Below are 17,384 nucleotides of genomic sequence, written 5' to 3'. Positions count from 1 at the left end.
GGCTCAGCCGCCGCGTAGCTGGATCTTCGCCGCGTTGGTGACGTTTTCAATCTCATCCAGCAACTCCAGCCACTCCGGCTCCAGTGACAGCGGGCTGGCGTGCTGGCGCAACTGCTGCTCCAGATAGAAACAGAGGTGCTTGAGGCGCGGTACGCCGCTGTAGCTGCAACTGCCGTGCAGCTTGTGGATCAGCGCCTGAATGGTGTCATCGTTGGCGCCGTCCAGCACCGCCTGCACCCGCTCGCTGACCTGCGGCAGGAAGTCGATCAACATCTGCAACAGATCGCGCGCCAGATCCTCTTTATTGGCGGACTGGCGCAGCGCCAGATCCCAATCCAGCGAGGGCAGCGGATCGCCCGCGGTAGGGCTGATGACCAGCGCCGCTGGCTCGAGCGGCTCCACCTCCGGCGCGTGGTAGCGCGCCAGCACCCGTTTCAGCATCGCCTCATCGATCGGCTTCGCCAGATAGTCGGTCATGCCAGCCGCCAGCAAGTGCTCGCGCTCGCCAGCCAGCGAGTGGGCGGTAACGGCGATGATCGGCGTCTGGCTGTGCTGCGGCAGCTGGTGGATCAGTTCGGCGGCGCGAATGCCGTCAATCTCCGGCATCTGGATGTCCATCAAAATCACATCCAGCGTCTGTTCGCGCGCCAGCGCCAGCGCATCCACCCCGCTGTCACACAGCAGCACCTCCTCCACCAGCTCCTCCAGCAGGGTGCCGATCAGCTTCAGGTTGGCCGGGTTGTCATCCACCGCCATCACCGTCAGCGGCAGGCGCGGCGGCTTGTTGCCGAGCAGCCCGGCTTGGCGGTCATCCAGCAGCAGCGGCAGCAGGCGCACGCTGGAGATGGGCTTGATCAGGCAACCCTGCACGCCCAGCTGCTTGAGCGCCTCGGCGTCAATCTGCAACTGCGAGGGGAGCGCCATGATCACCCGGTCGGCCAGCGCCACGATGCTCGGCATCCGCTGCTTGTACTCACGCAGCATGTGGCGCTTCTTCAGCGGCACGCCAATCAGCAGGATGTCAAAGTGCTCTTCCGGCAGTTGGGTAAGCAGCGAGGCGTAGGTGATCTCCAGCGGCGTGGTGGCGAGGATCTCCAGCGTCGCCTTGGCGGCGGCGTCGTTGGCCTCGACGTAGGCCAGTCGCTTGCCCTGCAATGGTGCCATCGGCTGCGGGCTGGGCAGGAAGTTGTCGTTCAGCTCAATGTTGATGTGGAACCAGAAGGTGGAGCCGCGGTTAAGCTGGCTGTAGAAGCTGATGTCGCCCCCCATCTCCTTGACCAGCTTTTGGGTGATCACCAGCCCCAGCCCGGTGCCGCCGTGGCGGCGCGAGATGCTGGCATCCGCCTGACGGAAGGCCTGGAACAGCTGCGACTGCTGGCGCTCGGAGATGCCGATGCCGGTGTCGTGGATCTGCACCTCCAGCTCCGCCTTCATGTTGTCATGGGAGCGCAGCTCGACGTTGATGTCGATATTGCCGGTCTCGGTGAACTTGATGGCGTTGCCGAGCAGGTTGGTCACCACCTGTTGCAGGCGCAGCGGGTCGCCGATCACCTGCTCCGGCACGTTGTTCTGCACGTTCAGCGTTAGCTCCAGCCCCTTCTCATGGGCGGAGTGCGCCAGCAGCACCACCACCTCGTCCAGCGTCTCGCGCAGGGCGAACGGGATGTGCTCCAGCACCAGCTTGCCAGCCTCCAGCTTCGAGAAGTCGAGCACGTCATTGATGATGGTCAGCAGGTTGTTGGCGGAGCGCTCAATGGTTTGCAGGTAGTCGCTCTGGGTCGGCGTCAGTGGGGTCTTCAGCGTCTGGCGGGTGAAGCCAATCACGCCATTGAGCGGGGTGCGCAGCTCATGGGACATGTTGGCCAAAAACTCGGACTTGATGCGCGCTGCCTCCTGGGCACGCTTCTTCGCCAGATCCAGCTCGACGTTCTGGATCTCCATCTGCTCCAGCGTCTCGCGCAGGTCAGAGGTGGCCTGATCGATATTCTGCTGCATCTCCTCATGGTAGGCGGTCAAAGACATCGCCATCGAGTTGATGCCGTTTTTCAGCATGTCCAGCTCGCCCAACATGTAGCCCTCCACCCGGCTGTCGAGCTGGCCGCGGCGGATGCGGTCAACGGTGTTGACCATGTTGCGGATTGGGCCGGTGACGTCGCGCATCAGCCGGTAGGCGAACAGGATGGCGATGCAGAGGCTGAGCACCAGCAGCAGGGTGGCGACAAACACCTCTTTATACTGCTGAAGGCGCACCGAGTTGAGATCCAGTTCAATGGCAATGTAGCCGAGGTTGTCGGTTTTCAGCGCGGGCGCGTTGTCGCTCTCGTCCGGCGCGCTCTCCTCCGGGGTGATCGGCGTGCGCAGGATCAGCTCGTCGCCAATGCGGCTCACCATCAGTTCCGTGGGCATCGGCGTGCCCTGGCTGATCTGCAGCTGGGTGTAGTTGCGGTGGGAGTTGGAGGTGACGAACAGCCGGTTGTCGCGGTCAAACACCGTAATCGAGCGCACGATGTCAGAGTGGCGGCGGTGCAGCAGGCTCACCAACTGGCGCACCGACTCGCGGTTATTGAAGGTCATGCCATACTCGCTGGCGACCGCCAGCGGCTCAATGATGCCAGCACCGGCATCCACCAGCTGATCCTGCAACTCATTGTACCGGTGGACCACAAAGAAGGTGCTGAGCAGCAGGCCGATCAACAGGGTCGGCGCCAGGATCAAAATCATCATCCGTGCGCGAAGGCTATATTTGGTCATGGGATTCCAATATGGGAGAATTGGCAGCTAATCAGCTTCATTAACACGCGTGCAATCAATATGGCCCAATTCTACTCTCCAAACCGCCGTGTGACGACCCGGCAAACAGTGACGGTTACCGCCACCGATCTCGATACCTTCGGCCAGGGCGTGGCGCGCCACCAAGGCAAGGCGCTGTTTGTGCCCGGTATGCTGCCCGGCGAACAGGCGGAGGTGACGCTCACCGAAGAGAAGCGCCAGTTCGCCAAGGGCAAGCTCAAGCGCCTACTGACGCGCAGTGAGGAGCGCGTGGCCCCGCCATGCCCGCACTATGGCGTCTGCGGCGGTTGCCAGATCCAACACGCCGCCACACCGTTGCAGCAGCGCAGCAAATCGGCCGCCCTGCTGCGGATGATCGCGCGTGAAACCGGCGTCACGCCAGAGGCGCAACCGGTGATTGCCGGGCCGGAGTATGGCTACCGCCGCCGGGCGCGCCTCGGGCTGGTGTGGCAGCCGAAGGCGAACCGGCTGGTGATGGGCTTCCGCCAGCAAGGCTCCAGCGAGCTGGTGGCGGTCAGCCGCTGCCCGGTGCTGGTACCGGCGCTGGAGGCGCTGCTGGTGCCGTTACACGCCTGCCTGAGCGGGCTGGCGGCGGTGCGTCGGCTCGGCCACGTGGAGCTGGTGCTGGCGGAGGCCGGGCCGCTGGTGGTGCTGCGCCACCTCGACCCGCTGAAAGAGGACGATCGCGCGCGGCTGGCGGCCTTCGCCGCGCACCACGCGCTGACGCTTTTCCTCGACGGCGGGGAGGGGCAACTGACAAAAGTGTGCGGTGACGATCCGCACTATCAGGTGGATGGCTTATCATTGCGCTTCAGCCCGCAGGACTTCATTCAGGTGAATGATGCCGTCAACCAGCAGATGGTGCAGCAGGCGCTGGCATGGCTGGCGCTGACGCCCGACGATCGCGTGCTCGATCTGTTCTGCGGCATGGGCAACTTTACCCTGCCGATCGCCCGCCGCGCGCGGGAGGTGGTGGGCGTGGAAGGTGTTGCCACGCTGGTGGCGAATGGGCAATATAACGCACAGATAAATTCGCTGAATAATACCCAGTTCTTTCATGCCAACCTGGAGGATGAAAGTACCTGGCAGCAGTGGGCGCAACAGGGGTTCGACAAGGTATTGCTCGACCCGGCGCGGGCTGGCGCGGCAGGGATCATGTCGCACATCGCCAAACTTTCTCCATCACGGATTGTCTATGTGTCCTGTAACCCCACCACACTGGCGCGGGACAGCAATGTCCTGCTCGGGGCAGGCTACCGGCTCGCGGAAGTGCGGATGCTGGATATGTTTCCACAGACTGGCCATCTGGAGTCCATGGCCCTGTTCATCAAGCCGCCCGCGACGCCGGGCAAGTAGGGAGAAGATATGGTTGCGGTAAGAAGTGCGCATTTGAATACGGCTGGCGAGTTCGCGCTTGATGCGTGGATTGAGAGTTTGGGGCTCCCCAGCCAGCAATCATGTGAGCGTCTGGCCGAAACCTGGCGTTATTGCGAGCAGCAGACCCAGGGCCACCCCCAGGCCTCGCTGCTGCTATGGCGCGGGCTGGAGATGGTTGAGATCCTCTCCACCCTGAGCATGGACAATGACAGTATGCGCGCGGCGCTGCTGTTCCCGCTGGTCAATGAGGGGATCATTGACGAGGCCACCCTGACCGCCGAATTTGGCGGCGGCATCACCGCGCTGGTGCATGGCGTGATTGACATGGACGCCATCCGCCAGCTCAAGGCGACGCAGAATGACTCGATGGCCTCGGAGCAGGTGGACAACGTGCGCCGGATGCTGCTGGCGATGGTCGAGGATTTCCGCTGCGTGGTGCTGAAGCTGGCGGAGCGCATCGCCCACCTGCGCGAGGTCAAGGACGCGCCGGAGGATGAGCGCGTGCTGGCGGCGAAGGAGTGTACCAACATCTACGCGCCGCTGGCGAACCGCCTCGGCATCGGCCAGCTCAAGTGGGAGCTGGAGGATTTCTGCTTCCGCTACCTGCACCCGGACGAGTACAAACGCATCGCCAAGCTGCTGCATGAGCGCCGCATCGACCGCGAGCAGTACATTGATGATTTCGTTAACAACCTGCGCCGCGCGATGCAGGAGGAGAACATCAAGGCCGACATCTACGGCCGCCCCAAGCACATCTACAGCATCTGGCGGAAAATGCAGAAAAAGGCGCTGGCCTTTGATGAGCTGTTTGACGTGCGCGCGGTGCGCATCGTGGTGGATCGCCTGCAAGATTGCTACGCGGCGCTGGGGATTGTGCACACCCACTATCGCCACCTGCCAGATGAGTTCGACGACTACGTCGCCAACCCAAAACCCAACGGCTACCAGTCGATCCACACCGTGGTGCTCGGCCCGCGCGGCCTGCCGCTGGAGATCCAGATCCGTACCCGCCAGATGCACGAGGATGCCGAACTGGGCGTCGCGGCGCACTGGAAGTATAAAGAGGGCACGGTGGTGGCTGGCCGCACCGGCTACGAGGAGCGCATCGCCTGGCTGCGCAAGCTGATTGCCTGGCAGGAGGAGATGGCCGACTCCGGCGAGATGCTCGACGAGGTGCGCAGTCAGGTGTTCGACGACCGGGTCTACGTCTTTACGCCGAAGGGCGACGTGGTCGACCTGCCGACCGGCTCCACGCCGCTCGACTTCGCCTACCACATCCACAGCGACGTCGGCCACCGCTGCATCGGCGCGAAGATTGGCGGGCGCATCGTGCCCTTTACCTACCAGTTGCAGATGGGTGACCAGATCGAGATCATCACCCAGAAGCACCCGAACCCGAGCCGCGACTGGCTCAACCCGAACCTCGGCTACATCACCACCAGCCGTGGGCGTTCGAAGGTGCACAACTGGTTCCGCAAGCTGGATCGCGACAAGAATATCCTCGCCGGCCGCCAGATTCTGGATGATGAGCTGGCGCGCCTTGGCATCAGCCTGAAAGAGGCGGAGAAGCTGTTGATCCCGCGCTACAACGTCAATTCACTGGATGAGGTGCTGGCGGCGATTGGCGGCGGCGACATCCGCCTTAACCAGATGGTCAACTTCCTCCAGTCGCAACTGAACAAGCCGACCGCCGAGGAGCTGGATCGCGAGGCGCTGCGCCAGCTGACGCAGAAGAGCGGGCCATCCCAGCAGCGCGCCGCCAACAAGGACAATGGCCGCGTGGTGGTGGAGGGCGTCGGCAACCTGATGCATCACATCGCCCGCTGCTGCCAGCCGATCCCCGGTGATGAGATCGTCGGCTTCATCACGCAGGGGCGCGGCATCTCGATCCACCGCGCCGACTGCGACCAGCTGGCGGAGCTGCGCTCCCACGCGCCGGAGCGGCTGGTGGACGCGGTGTGGGGCGAGAGCTACTCCAGCGGCTACTCGCTGGTGGTGCGCGTCACCGCCAACGATCGCAGCGGCCTGCTGCGCGACATCACCACCATTCTGGCGAATGAGAAGGTGAATGTGCTGGGCGTCGCCAGCCGCAGCGACACCAAAGAGCAGCTCGCCACCATCGACATGGAGATTGAGATCTACAACCTCCAGGTGTTGGCGCGCGTGATCGCCAAACTTAACCAGCTACCAGACGTGATTGAGGCGCGACGCCTGCACGGGAGCTGACTCTTCTGGCGGCCCCGCGGGGCCGCCCCTCCTCTTTTTTAGGGGCCACTCTGGCCCCGCCACCCTTGAGATGCCGTCATGACCGAGATGTCCCCGCTTGAACGCCTGCTTGCCCTGATGAAAACCCTGCGCGACCCGCAACACGGCTGCCCGTGGGATCGGGCGCAGACCTTCGACACCATCGCCCCCTACACGCTGGAGGAGACCTACGAGGTGCTGGACGCCATCCAGCGCCGTGACTACGCCGATCTGCGCGACGAGTTGGGCGATCTGCTGTTCCAGGTGGTGTTCTACGCCCAGATGGGCAGCGAGCAGGGGCTGTTCAGCTTCGATGAGATTTGTGATGCCATCAGTGACAAACTGGAGCGCCGCCACCCGCACCTGTTTGGCGGCGACAGCGCCGCGCCGTCTCTGGCGCGCTGGGAGCAGGCCAAGGCGCAGGAGCGGGCAGAGAAGTCGCTGCACTCGGCGATGGATGACATCCCTGAGGCACTGCCGGCGCTGATGCGCGCCCACAAGATCCAGAAACGCTGCGCGGCGGTGGGCTTTGACTGGACAACTCTCGGCCCGGTGGTGGACAAGGTGCATGAGGAGATTGATGAGGTGATGCACGAGGCGCAGCAGGCGGTGGTGGATCAGGAGAAGCTGGGCGAGGAGATTGGCGACCTGCTGTTCGCCACCGTCAACCTGTCACGTCACCTTGGCCACAAGGCGGAGAACGCGTTGCAGGCCGCCAACCGCAAATTTGCCCGCCGCTTCCGCGAGGTCGAGGCGATCCTGCGCACCCAGGGCATGAGCACCGACGAGGCGACGCTGGAGCAGATGGAGGCGGCCTGGCAGCAGGTCAAACGCAACGAGCGCTGAGTGGCGATTTTCAGCCAAAGTGCAAGCTTACAGCCAGCGTGCGGCAGGGTAGAGTAGCGCGGTTTTTTATCCGGGGATCGCCAGGCCATTGGCGCGCCCTGACACCGTGCCGTAAGGCGTTTTGCTGGCCCTGAGTACCGGACGACAATCGGCAGCAAAGGGGCGGGAATACAGGGTTTGTCGCAGGATAAAGCCGGGGAAAACAGGGGGGCGAGGCGCTTTTTCATCGCCGAGCCATAAAACGATCAATTGTGGCGCCCTCCAGGTTCGGGTATACTACTTTCCCGTCCTGGTACTCCCATCGTCTTTAAACCTAAACTCTCAGGTTCAGCATGACAACTAATTATATTTTTGTGACCGGCGGGGTCGTCTCCTCTCTGGGTAAAGGCATTGCCGCAGCCTCTCTGGCGGCTATTCTCGAAGCCCGTGGCCTCAACGTTACCATCATGAAGCTGGACCCGTATATCAACGTGGATCCGGGCACAATGAGCCCAACTCAGCATGGTGAGGTTTTCGTTACCGAAGACGGCGCAGAAACTGACCTCGATTTAGGTCACTACGAACGCTTTATCCGCACCAAAATGTCTCGCCGCAACAACTTCACCACCGGCCGCATCTACTCTGATGTGCTGCGCAAAGAGCGCCGTGGTGACTATCTGGGCGCGACCATTCAGGTTATCCCGCACATCACCAACGCCATCAAAGAGCGCATCATTGAGGGTGGCGAAGGCCACGACGTGGTGCTGGTCGAGATCGGCGGCACCGTCGGCGACATCGAGTCCCTGCCGTTCCTGGAAGCCATCCGCCAGATGGCAGTGGACGTGGGCCGCGAGCACACCCTCTACATGCACCTGACGCTGGTGCCGTACATGGCGGCGGCCGGTGAAGTGAAGACCAAGCCGACCCAGCACTCCGTGAAAGAGCTGCTCTCCATCGGTATCCAGCCCGACGTGCTGATCTGCCGTTCTGACCGTGCCGTGCCGGCCAACGAGCGTGCGAAAATCGCATTGTTCTGTAACGTCCCGGAAAAAGCGGTTATCTCCCTAAAAGATGTTGATTCGATTTATAAAATCCCGGCGCTCTTGAAATCACAGGGCCTGGACGATTATATTTGTAAACGATTCAGCTTGAACGCGCCGGAAGCCAACCTGGCCGAGTGGGAGCAGGTGATCTACGAAGAGGCCAACCCAGGCGGCGAAGTGACCATCGGTATGATCGGCAAGTACGTGGAACTGCCGGATGCCTATAAGTCGGTGATTGAGGCGCTCAAACATGGCGGCCTGAAGAATCGCCTGACGGTCAACATCAAGCTGATTGACTCGCAGGACGTGGAGACGCGTGGCGAAGAGGTGCTGAAGGATCTGGACGCCATCCTGATCCCTGGCGGCTTCGGCTACCGCGGCGTGGAAGGCAAAGTGGCCGCCGCCCGTTATGCGCGTGAGAACAATATTCCTTACCTGGGCATCTGCCTGGGGATGCAGGTGGCACTGATGGAGTTCGCCCGCCACGTGGCCGGGATGGAGAACGCCAACTCCACCGAATTTGTGCCAGACTGTAAGTACCCGGTGGTCGCGTTGATCACCGAGTGGCGCGATGAAGACGGCAACGTTGAAGTGCGCGATGAGAAGAGTGATTTGGGCGGGACCATGCGCGTTGGGGGGCAACCGTGCCACCTGACCGAGAACAGTCTGGTTCGCCAGCTGTACGGCGAGCCGACGATTGTTGAGCGCCACCGCCACCGTTATGAGGTGAACAACATGCTGTTGAAGCAGATCGAAGCGGCGGGCCTGCGGGTTGCCGGTCTCTCTGCTGACAAAAAGCTGGTGGAGATCATTGAGGTGCCGAACCACCCGTGGTTCGTGGCATGTCAATTCCACCCGGAATTTACGTCAACGCCGCGTGATGGTCACCCGTTGTTTGCGGGCTTCGTCAAAGCCGCCGGTGAGTATCAGAAGCGCCAGGTAAAATAAGATAGATGATAAGCAGTGCGCACCCCAGGGTGCGCACTGTTTGTCTGGGGTTTTAGTTTAACTTGTACTGAGGAAAATCTAATGTCCAAAATCGTTAAAGTCATCGGTCGCGAAATCATCGACTCCCGTGGTAACCCGACGGTAGAAGCTGAAGTGCATCTGGAAGGTGGTTTCGTAGGTCTGGCGGCTGCGCCGTCAGGTGCCTCTACCGGTTCCCGCGAAGCGCTGGAACTGCGTGACGGTGACAAATCCCGTTTCCTGGGTAAAGGCGTCACCAAGGCGGTAGCCGCGGTTAACGGCCCGATCGCACAGGCCGTGACCGGCAAAGATGCCAAAGATCAGGCTAACATCGACAAGATCATGATCGAGCTGGACGGCACTGAGAACAAATCTAACTTCGGTGCAAACGCCATTCTGGCGGTTTCCCTGGCTGCTGCCAAAGCTGCCGCCGCGTCCAAAGGCATGCCGCTGTACGAACACATTGCTGAACTGAACGGCACACCGGGTAAATTCTCCATGCCGCTGCCGATGATGAACATCATCAACGGTGGTGAACACGCTGACAACAACGTCGACATCCAAGAGTTCATGATTCAGCCGGTTGGCGCGAAGAACGTGAAAGAAGCCATCCGTATGGGTTCTGAAGTGTTCCACAACCTGGCTAAAGTGCTGAAATCCAAAGGCATGAACACCGCTGTGGGCGACGAAGGTGGCTACGCGCCGAACCTGGGTTCCAACGCCGAAGCTCTGGCTGTGATCGCGGAAGCGGTAAAAGCAGCAGGCTACGAGCTGGGCAAAGACATCACCCTGGCGATGGACTGCGCGGCCTCTGAGTTCTACAAAGATGGCAAATACGTGCTGGCTGGCGAAGGCAACAAAGCCTTCACCTCCGAAGAGTTCACCCACTTCCTGGAAGATCTGACCAAACAGTACCCGATCGTCTCCATCGAAGATGGCCTGGACGAATCTGACTGGGACGGTTTCGCCTACCAGACCAAAGTGCTGGGCGACAAAATCCAGCTGGTGGGCGACGACCTGTTCGTCACCAACACCAAGATCCTGAAAGAAGGCATCGAGAAAGGCATCGCTAACTCCATCCTGATCAAGTTCAACCAGATCGGTTCCCTGACCGAAACCCTGGCTGCGATCAAAATGGCGAAAGATGCAGGCTACACCGCGGTTATCTCCCACCGTTCTGGTGAGACCGAAGATGCCACCATCGCTGACCTGGCAGTAGGTACAGCAGCAGGCCAGATCAAGACCGGTTCCATGAGCCGTTCTGACCGCGTTGCCAAGTACAACCAGCTGATCCGTATCGAAGAAGCGCTGGGCAACCGTGCGCCGTTCAACGGTCTGAAAGAGGTGAAAGGCCAGTAATTTCTGCGCCTTCACTGATAAAACCCGCTTCGGCGGGTTTTTTTATGCCGGTTTACCACTGGAAACAGATAACACTGCGCTAAATTTGGTCAGCGCGCGGGAATCTGCCATAATCACGCCCCTTCAAATTAACAACATTGAGAGTGCCATGCAGTACCCGATTAATGAGATGTTCCAAACCCTGCAAGGGGAAGGCTACTTTACCGGCGTGCCAGCCATTTTTGTTCGCTTGCAAGGATGCCCGGTGGGATGCAGTTGGTGCGACACCAAACACACCTGGGACAAGTTGGCCGATCGGGAAGTGGCGCTGGATGAGATTCTGGTCAAAACCGTGGAGACCGACGCATGGGGCGCGGCCACCACCGAGGATCTGCTGGCGGTGATTGAGCGCAACGGCTACACCGCCCGCCACATCGTGATCACCGGCGGCGAGCCGTGCATCTACGATCTTGGCCCGCTGACGCTGCTGCTGGAGAAGAGCGGCTTCACCTGCCAGATTGAGACCAGCGGCACCCATGAGGTGCGCTGCTCGCCTAATACGTGGGTAACGGTTTCGCCGAAGGTCAATATGCGCGGCGGCATGGCGGTGCTCGATCAGGCGCTCAAGCGTGCCGACGAGATCAAGCACCCGGTGGCGCGTGAGCGTGACATTGAGGCGCTGGATGCCCTGCTGGCGCGGCTGCATGATGAGAAGCACCGTATCGTGGCGCTGCAACCCATCAGCCAGAAAGAGGAAGCCACCCGCCTCTGTATTGAGACCTGCATTGCGCGCAACTGGCGGTTGTCGATGCAGACCCACAAATACCTCAATATCGCCTGATCCCCAACCCGCCCGCGTGGCGGGTTTTTTTATGATGAAAATTGATGCCCCTCACAGATCTCATCGCTTGCCGCCCGGCACCCGGTGAGCGGCAACCCCGCCAGATAACGCCACACCTCTTCAACGCGACCAGCCCGTTTCCCGAGCGAATTCACAACGAATCAATGGGCTGAGATATTTAAGCTGCACCACGGTTAACAGTAAAAATGCTGGATAGCGGCGCGGATCCGCGTGGAAGAAATTACTCAGATAATGATTTCATGGCTTAGCAATAAACCCTCTACTTTTAACCCGTTATCGCCCTCTTGCGCTTTTTTTGACGTGGGTATTTTATAAGCAAGGGAACGTTTCCCTGAAGAGAATGCGCGGAGTTAATCATGAGTAAAAATATAGTTTTCTGTGCCGACGGTACATGGAACGGTATCCGCACTGATGATAACCATGACGGGCAATTTGAACTCACCAATGTCCTGAAGCTGTATAAGAGCCTGCAAGGGATACCCGAGGATCTGGACAGTAACCCAGAGGAGCAGGAGAAACTGCTGACGGAGGGGCAAGAGGTGATTCAGGTGGCCAAATATATCCACGGCGTCGGTGACACCAGCAATTGGCTGATTAGAAATTTGGAGGGAATCTTTGGCGGCGGCACCATCCAGCGGATTGTGCGCGGCTACACCTTTATCAGCCGCCACTACCAGCCCGGCGACAAAATCTTCCTGATCGGTTTTAGCCGCGGGGCCTACACCGCCCGGGCACTGGCGGGCATGATCGCCTCACAGGGGTTGCTGGACGCGGGCAAACTCAATCTGGCAGATGAAAGTGAAGACCATAAAGCACAGGCCTACCGCTGGGGAACCGCCGTCTGGTCTCAATTCCGCGAGCAGGCCAAAGGGGAGAAATCCTGGCAGGAGAAGCTGGCCTCCATCAAGCATGGGCTGCCGGGGTTTGCCTCCGAGCGTGTCAATCCTGATGCCATGATCTATAACGTGCCGATTGAGATGGTGGCGGTCTTCGACACCGTGGGCGCGCTCGGCATCCCGCATTATGAGGATGAGGACACCAGAGTCGATCTCTTCCGCTTCGCCGATACCACGTTAAGCCAGCGCGTCAGGTTGGGGCGTCATGCCATCTCGCTGGATGAGCAGCGGCTGGACTTTACCCCAGTGCTATGGGAGGCGCGGCAGGGCATTCAGCAGGTGCTGTTCCCCGGCGTGCACTCAGATGTTGGCGGCGGTTACCCGGAAGAGGAGAGCGGGTTATCGAACGGTGCCTACGGTTGGATGCATGAAGAGCTGGAGCAGGCTGGGGTGAAGTTGCGTCCACACCACTATCAGGCGGACGCCTGCGCGATCTGCCACTGCCCGTGGTTTGACAAGGCGATCTACAAAACCGGCCATCGGGAATTGACCACGCCCCTGAAAAAGAGTCTGCCCTACCTCGCGGAGGGTAACTACACCCTGGCGGTGCACCAGTCAGTGGTTGCGCGGCGGGCGGGCAAGGAGATTTGGTTCCAGGATCCCAAGACAGGCAAAAAGCTTGCTGGCCCCTACCAATCGGCGTTTCTGGACAGCTTTATTGATGACCCGGAGATTATGGTGATGCCAGTGCATGAGTGAAGGCAGGAAAATCAGGCCGCGTGAGCCACGCTCCGGTGGGTCACGCGGGTGGGGTTATTCGCCCTTATAGATGCAGCCGGCGGTGCAGGTCTCTTTAACCAGCACGGCGCTCAGGATCGGCAGTTGCGGCTTCAGTTCGTCCCAAATCCATTTTGCCAGCACTTCGCTGGTTGGGTTCTCCAGACCGGGAATATCATTCAGATAGTGATGATCCAGACGCTCCCAGGTGGGCTTGAACATTGCCTTCAACTCGGAGAAGTCCATCACCCAGCCGGTATGCGCATCCACTTCGCCGGTGATCTCCAGACGTACCATAAATGAGTGGCCGTGCAGGCGCCCGCATTTATGGCCTTCCGGTACGTGGGGAAGCCGGTGGGCGGCTTCAAATTGAAAATCTTTAAACAGCGTGGTTACCATTGCTACCGTCTCATTGACTCAAAAAACCGGCGGATATTACCGGAAAGCCGCCGCCCGCGCCATGACAACCCACTTTCGCGCCACGTTCAGCTAAAACTTTTTTAACTGCCTGAAAAACAGCCATTCGTCATGCGGTCAACGGGTTAGCGCCAGCAGGCCAGTAAAAAGCGAACGAATTCAACGTTATAAAAATTCAAATCTATTACTTTTTCCGGTAAGCATAACCGTTAAATCAGCTTAGTCGTTTTAGTTATTTATTATTTCCATCCCTTATTTAAGTGTTGCCAGCGTGCTGGGTAACCTTACAAACTCTCTACTTTCTCACTTTTTTCCTAGTATCACCCGACTCTACGAAAAACAGACACTGGCTTACGCACAAGGGAATCGGTACTGCAATGACGACTCAGGCTCCACCCACTTCACTGCTCCCGCTCACGCCCGAGCAACTGGCACGCTTGCAAGGCGCCATCGGGGAGTTCTCCCCGACGCAGCTGGCGTGGCTCTCCGGCTACTTCTGGGGCATGGTTAACCAGCAACCGGGCGCGGCGCTGCCGACGGCCCCGGCTGCACCGGCTGCCAGCACCATTACATTGATCTCGGCCTCGCAGACCGGCAACGCGCGCCGTCTGGCGGAGCAACTGCGTGACGACCTGCTGGCCGCCAAGCTGACCGTGAATCTGGTCAACGCTGGCGACTACAAGTTCAAACAGATCGCGCAGGAGAAGCTGCTGATCATCGTGGCCTCCACCCAGGGTGAGGGCGAACCGGCGGAAGAGGCGGTGGCGCTGCACAAGTTCCTGTTCTCGAAAAAAGCGCCGAAGCTGAATGAGACGGCCTTTGCGGTGTTTGGGCTGGGTGATACCTCCTACGAGCGCTTCTGTCAGGCGGGCAAGGACTTCGACAGCAAGCTGGCCGAACTGGGCGCAGAGCGCCTGCTGGATCGCGTGGACGCTGACGTCGAGTATCAGGCGGTGGCCGAGCAGTGGCGCAAACAGATTGTTGAGGTGCTGAAGGCACGCACCCCGGCAGAGCCAGCCGCGGCCGTGCAGGCGGCGCAGAGCGGCGCGCACAACATTGTTGACTCCAGCCCCTACACCAAAGAGCAGCCGCTGACCGCGACCCTGCTGATGAACCAGAAGGTCACGGGCCGTAACTCCGACAAAGACGTGCGCCACATTGAGATTGACCTCGGCGACTCCGGCCTGCGCTACCAGCCGGGCGATGCCCTCGGCGTCTGGTTCGACAACGATCCGGCGCTGGTGGACGAGCTGCTGGGGCTGGTGTGGCTGAAAGGCGATGAGAGCGTGGAGGTCGAGGGCAAAACCCTGACGCTGCGTGACGCGCTGATCCACCACTACGAGCTGACGCAGAACACCACGGTGATCGTCAGCAACTACGCCGCGCTGGCACGTGACGAGACGCTGAATGCGCTGCTCAGCGACAAGCCGCGCCTGCAACACTATGCGCAGAACACGCCGATCGTTGACATGGTGCGTCAGGCGCCGATGGAGCTGAACGCCGAGCAACTGACCGGCCTGCTGCGCCCGCTGACGCCACGCCTCTACTCCATCGCCTCGTCGCAGGCGGAGAGCGAGGGCGAGGTACACGTCACCGTCGGCGTAGTGCGCTACGAAATTGATGGCCGCCCGCGTACCGGCGGTGCCTCTGGCTTCCTGGCGGATCGCCTCGAAGAGGAGGGCGAGCTGCGGGTGTTCATTGAGCACAACGACAACTTCCGCCTGCCGGCTGACCCGGAGACCCCGGTGATCATGATTGGCCCCGGCACCGGCATCGCGCCGTTCCGCGCCTTCATGCAGCAGCGTGACAACGACGGTGCCGGCGGCAAAAACTGGCTGTTCTTCGGCAACCCGCACTTCACCGAGGACTTCCTCTATCAGGTGGAGTGGCAGCGCTACGTGAAAGATGGCCTGCTGACCAACATCGATCTGGCATGGTCACGCGATCAGGCCCAGAAGATCTATGTGCAGGACAAGCTGCGCCAGAAGGGCGCGGAGGTGTGGCGCTGGATCCAGGAGGGCGCGCACATCTACGTCTGTGGCGATGCCAACCGCATGGCCAAGGATGTTGACCGCACACTGGTAGAGCTGGTGGCGGAGCATGGCGGCATGGACACCGAGTCAGCCGATGAATTTTTAAGTGAGCTGCGCCTTGCGCGCCGTTATCAGCGAGATGTGTACTAATGAGCGACAAACACCCTGGGCCTCTGGTTGTGGAAGGCAAACTGAGCGACGCCGAACGCATGAAGCGCGAAAGCAACTTCCTGCGTGGCACCATCGCCAACGATCTGAATGACGGCCTGACCGGCGGCTTCAATGGCGACAACTTCCTGCTGATCCGTTTCCACGGCATGTACCAGCAGGATGACCGTGACATCCGTGCCGAGCGTGCGGCACAGAAACTGGAACCGCGCCACGCGATGATGCTGCGTTGCCGCCTGCCGGGCGGCGTCATGACGCCCGCGCAGTGGCTGGGCATCGATAAGTTTGCCGCCGAGAGCACGCTCTACGGCAGCATCCGCATCACCAACCGCCAGACCTTCCAGTTCCACGGCATCCTGAAACCCAACGTGAAGCCGGTGCACCAGCTGCTCAACAAGCTGGGTCTGGACGCGCTGGCGACCGCCAATGACGTGAACCGCAACGTGCTCTGCACCTCCAACCCGGTGGAGTCCGAGCTGCATCAGGAAGCCTACCAGTGGGCGAAGAAGATCTCTGAGCACCTGCTGCCGCGCACCCGCGCCTATGCGGAAGTGTGGATGGACGCCGAGAAGGTGGAGACCACCGACGAGGAGCCGATCCTCGGCCCGACCTACCTGCCGCGTAAGTTCAAAACCACGGTGGTGATTCCGCCGCAGAATGACGTGGATCTGCACGCCAACGACCTCAACTTCGTGGCGATTGCTGACAACGGCAAGCTGATTGGCTTCAACGTGCTGGTGGGCGGTGGCCTGTCGATTGAGCACGGCAACAAGAAGACCTACGCGCGCACCGCCAGCGAGCTGGGCTTCATCCCGCTCGAGCACACCCTGGCAGTGGCGGAGGCGGTGGTGACCACCCAACGCGACTGGGGCAACCGTACCGACCGCAAAAACGCCAAGACCAAGTACACGCTGGAGCGTGTCGGCGTGGACACCTTCAAGGCTGAGGTGGAAAAACGCGCGGGCATCACCTTTGCCGCCGTGCGCCCCTATGAGTTCACCGGACGCGGCGACCGCATCGGCTGGGTGAAGGGCATCGACAACCAGTGGCACCTGACGCTGTTCATCGAAAATGGCCGCATCCTCGACTATCCGGGCCGCCCGCTGAAAACCGGCCTCGCGCAGATTGCGCGTATCCACCAGGGTGACTTCCGCCTGACCGCCAACCAGAACCTGATTGTCGCGGGCGTGCCGGAGTCAGAGAAGGCAAAAATTGAGGCGCTGGCGCGCGAGCACGGCCTGATGGATGACTCCGTCACCGAGCAGCGCAAAAACTCGATGGCCTGCGTCTCCTACCCAACCTGCCCGCTGGCGATGGCGGAGGCGGAGCGCTTCCTGCCGGAGTTCGTCACCAAGGTCGAGGGCATCATGCACCAGCACGGCGTGGGCGACGAGCACATCGTCCTGCGCGTCACCGGCTGCCCGAACGGCTGTGGCCGCGCGCTGCTGGCCGAGATTGGTCTGGTGGGCAAGGCGATCAACCGCTACAACCTGCATCTGGGCGGCAACCGCAGCGGCACGCGCATCCCGCGCATGTACCGTGAGAACATCAGCGCGGAAGAGATTCTGACGCTGATTGATGAGCTGGTGGGCCGCTGGGCGCAAGAGCGCCAGCCGGGCGAGGGCTTCGGTGACTTCACCATCCGTGCTGGCATTATCCGTCCGGTGCTCGATCCGGCCCGCGATTTCTGGGAGTAAGGCCGCTGCGG

11 protein-coding genes are annotated in these 17,384 nt (G+C 60.7%); 9 read left to right on the top strand and 2 right to left on the bottom strand.

The window, feature by feature from the left end; translation table 11 throughout:
- Nucleotides 1-3 precede the first annotated feature (3 nt).
- Nucleotides 4-2,751 carry a two-component sensor histidine kinase BarA gene (gene barA, locus C1N62_RS14020; RefSeq protein WP_137764208.1) on the bottom strand — a complete coding sequence of 916 codons (2,748 nt, stop codon included), beginning with the start codon at nucleotides 2,749-2,751 and terminating at the stop codon, nucleotides 4-6.
- 60 nt (nucleotides 2,752-2,811) lie between these two features.
- On the opposite strand from barA, the gene rlmD reads away from it, so the two are divergent.
- From rlmD to C1N62_RS13985, 7 genes are all read left to right on the top strand, one after another.
- Nucleotides 2,812-4,146 (top strand): 23S rRNA (uracil(1939)-C(5))-methyltransferase RlmD, encoded by a 1,335-nt coding sequence (gene rlmD / locus C1N62_RS14015; RefSeq protein WP_137764207.1) that lies wholly within the window; start codon nucleotides 2,812-2,814, stop codon nucleotides 4,144-4,146.
- 9 nt (nucleotides 4,147-4,155) lie between these two features.
- Nucleotides 4,156-6,393: a GTP diphosphokinase gene (relA, locus tag C1N62_RS14010; protein WP_137764206.1), complete on the top strand. Its 2,238-nt coding sequence runs from the start codon at nucleotides 4,156-4,158 to the stop codon at nucleotides 6,391-6,393.
- Between the two features lie 78 nt (nucleotides 6,394-6,471).
- Complete coding sequence (mazG, locus tag C1N62_RS14005; RefSeq protein WP_137764205.1) at nucleotides 6,472-7,257, top strand: nucleoside triphosphate pyrophosphohydrolase; 786 nt, start codon at nucleotides 6,472-6,474, stop codon at nucleotides 7,255-7,257.
- Nucleotides 7,258-7,589: 332 nt separating this feature from the next.
- The gene (gene pyrG / locus C1N62_RS14000) at nucleotides 7,590-9,227 is read left to right on the top strand and encodes a glutamine hydrolyzing CTP synthase (protein ID WP_137764204.1); all 1,638 of its coding nucleotides are present in this window, start codon (nucleotides 7,590-7,592) and stop codon (nucleotides 9,225-9,227) included.
- 81 nt (nucleotides 9,228-9,308) lie between these two features.
- The gene (gene eno, locus C1N62_RS13995; RefSeq protein WP_137764203.1) at nucleotides 9,309-10,604 is read left to right on the top strand and encodes a phosphopyruvate hydratase; all 1,296 of its coding nucleotides are present in this window, start codon (nucleotides 9,309-9,311) and stop codon (nucleotides 10,602-10,604) included.
- A gap of 148 nt (nucleotides 10,605-10,752) precedes the next feature.
- Nucleotides 10,753-11,424 carry a 7-carboxy-7-deazaguanine synthase QueE gene (queE, locus tag C1N62_RS13990; protein ID WP_137764202.1) on the top strand — a complete coding sequence of 224 codons (672 nt, stop codon included), beginning with the start codon at nucleotides 10,753-10,755 and terminating at the stop codon, nucleotides 11,422-11,424.
- A 377-nt stretch (nucleotides 11,425-11,801) separates the two neighbouring features.
- Entirely contained in the window at nucleotides 11,802-13,040 is a 1,239-nt protein-coding gene (locus tag C1N62_RS13985; RefSeq protein ID WP_137764201.1) for a DUF2235 domain-containing protein, read from the top strand.
- A gap of 54 nt (nucleotides 13,041-13,094) precedes the next feature.
- Here C1N62_RS13985 and queD read toward each other — a convergent pair whose 3' ends face one another.
- Entirely contained in the window at nucleotides 13,095-13,457 is a 363-nt protein-coding gene (gene queD, locus C1N62_RS13980; protein ID WP_137764200.1) for a 6-carboxytetrahydropterin synthase QueD, read from the bottom strand.
- A 395-nt stretch (nucleotides 13,458-13,852) separates the two neighbouring features.
- Between queD and cysJ the strand changes: the two genes are divergently transcribed.
- Entirely contained in the window at nucleotides 13,853-15,658 is a 1,806-nt protein-coding gene (gene cysJ / locus C1N62_RS13975; protein ID WP_137764199.1) for an NADPH-dependent assimilatory sulfite reductase flavoprotein subunit, read from the top strand.
- Nucleotides 15,658-17,373 carry an assimilatory sulfite reductase (NADPH) hemoprotein subunit gene (cysI, locus tag C1N62_RS13970; protein WP_137764198.1) on the top strand — a complete coding sequence of 572 codons (1,716 nt, stop codon included), beginning with the start codon at nucleotides 15,658-15,660 and terminating at the stop codon, nucleotides 17,371-17,373. Before cysJ ends, cysI begins: the two co-directional genes overlap by 1 nt.
- The last annotated feature ends 11 nt before the right edge of the window (nucleotides 17,374-17,384 follow it).

The organism is Nissabacter sp. SGAir0207 (assembly GCF_005491205.1).
Lineage (GTDB): Bacteria > Pseudomonadota > Gammaproteobacteria > Enterobacterales > Enterobacteriaceae > Chimaeribacter.
This window is presented reverse-complemented; position numbering and strand designations above follow the sequence as displayed.

Coding starts and splice junctions, on each gene's coding strand:
- barA (WP_137764208.1), bottom strand. CDS start 2,751: ATGACCAAATATAGCCTTCGCGCACGGATGATGATTTTGATCCTGGCG.
- rlmD (WP_137764207.1), top strand. CDS start 2,812: ATGGCCCAATTCTACTCTCCAAACCGCCGTGTGACGACCCGGCAAACA.
- relA (WP_137764206.1), top strand. CDS start 4,156: ATGGTTGCGGTAAGAAGTGCGCATTTGAATACGGCTGGCGAGTTCGCG.
- mazG (WP_137764205.1), top strand. CDS start 6,472: ATGACCGAGATGTCCCCGCTTGAACGCCTGCTTGCCCTGATGAAAACC.
- pyrG (WP_137764204.1), top strand. CDS start 7,590: ATGACAACTAATTATATTTTTGTGACCGGCGGGGTCGTCTCCTCTCTG.
- eno (WP_137764203.1), top strand. CDS start 9,309: ATGTCCAAAATCGTTAAAGTCATCGGTCGCGAAATCATCGACTCCCGT.
- queE (WP_137764202.1), top strand. CDS start 10,753: ATGCAGTACCCGATTAATGAGATGTTCCAAACCCTGCAAGGGGAAGGC.
- C1N62_RS13985 (WP_137764201.1), top strand. CDS start 11,802: ATGAGTAAAAATATAGTTTTCTGTGCCGACGGTACATGGAACGGTATC.
- queD (WP_137764200.1), bottom strand. CDS start 13,457: ATGGTAACCACGCTGTTTAAAGATTTTCAATTTGAAGCCGCCCACCGG.
- cysJ (WP_137764199.1), top strand. CDS start 13,853: ATGACGACTCAGGCTCCACCCACTTCACTGCTCCCGCTCACGCCCGAG.
- cysI (WP_137764198.1), top strand. CDS start 15,658: ATGAGCGACAAACACCCTGGGCCTCTGGTTGTGGAAGGCAAACTGAGC.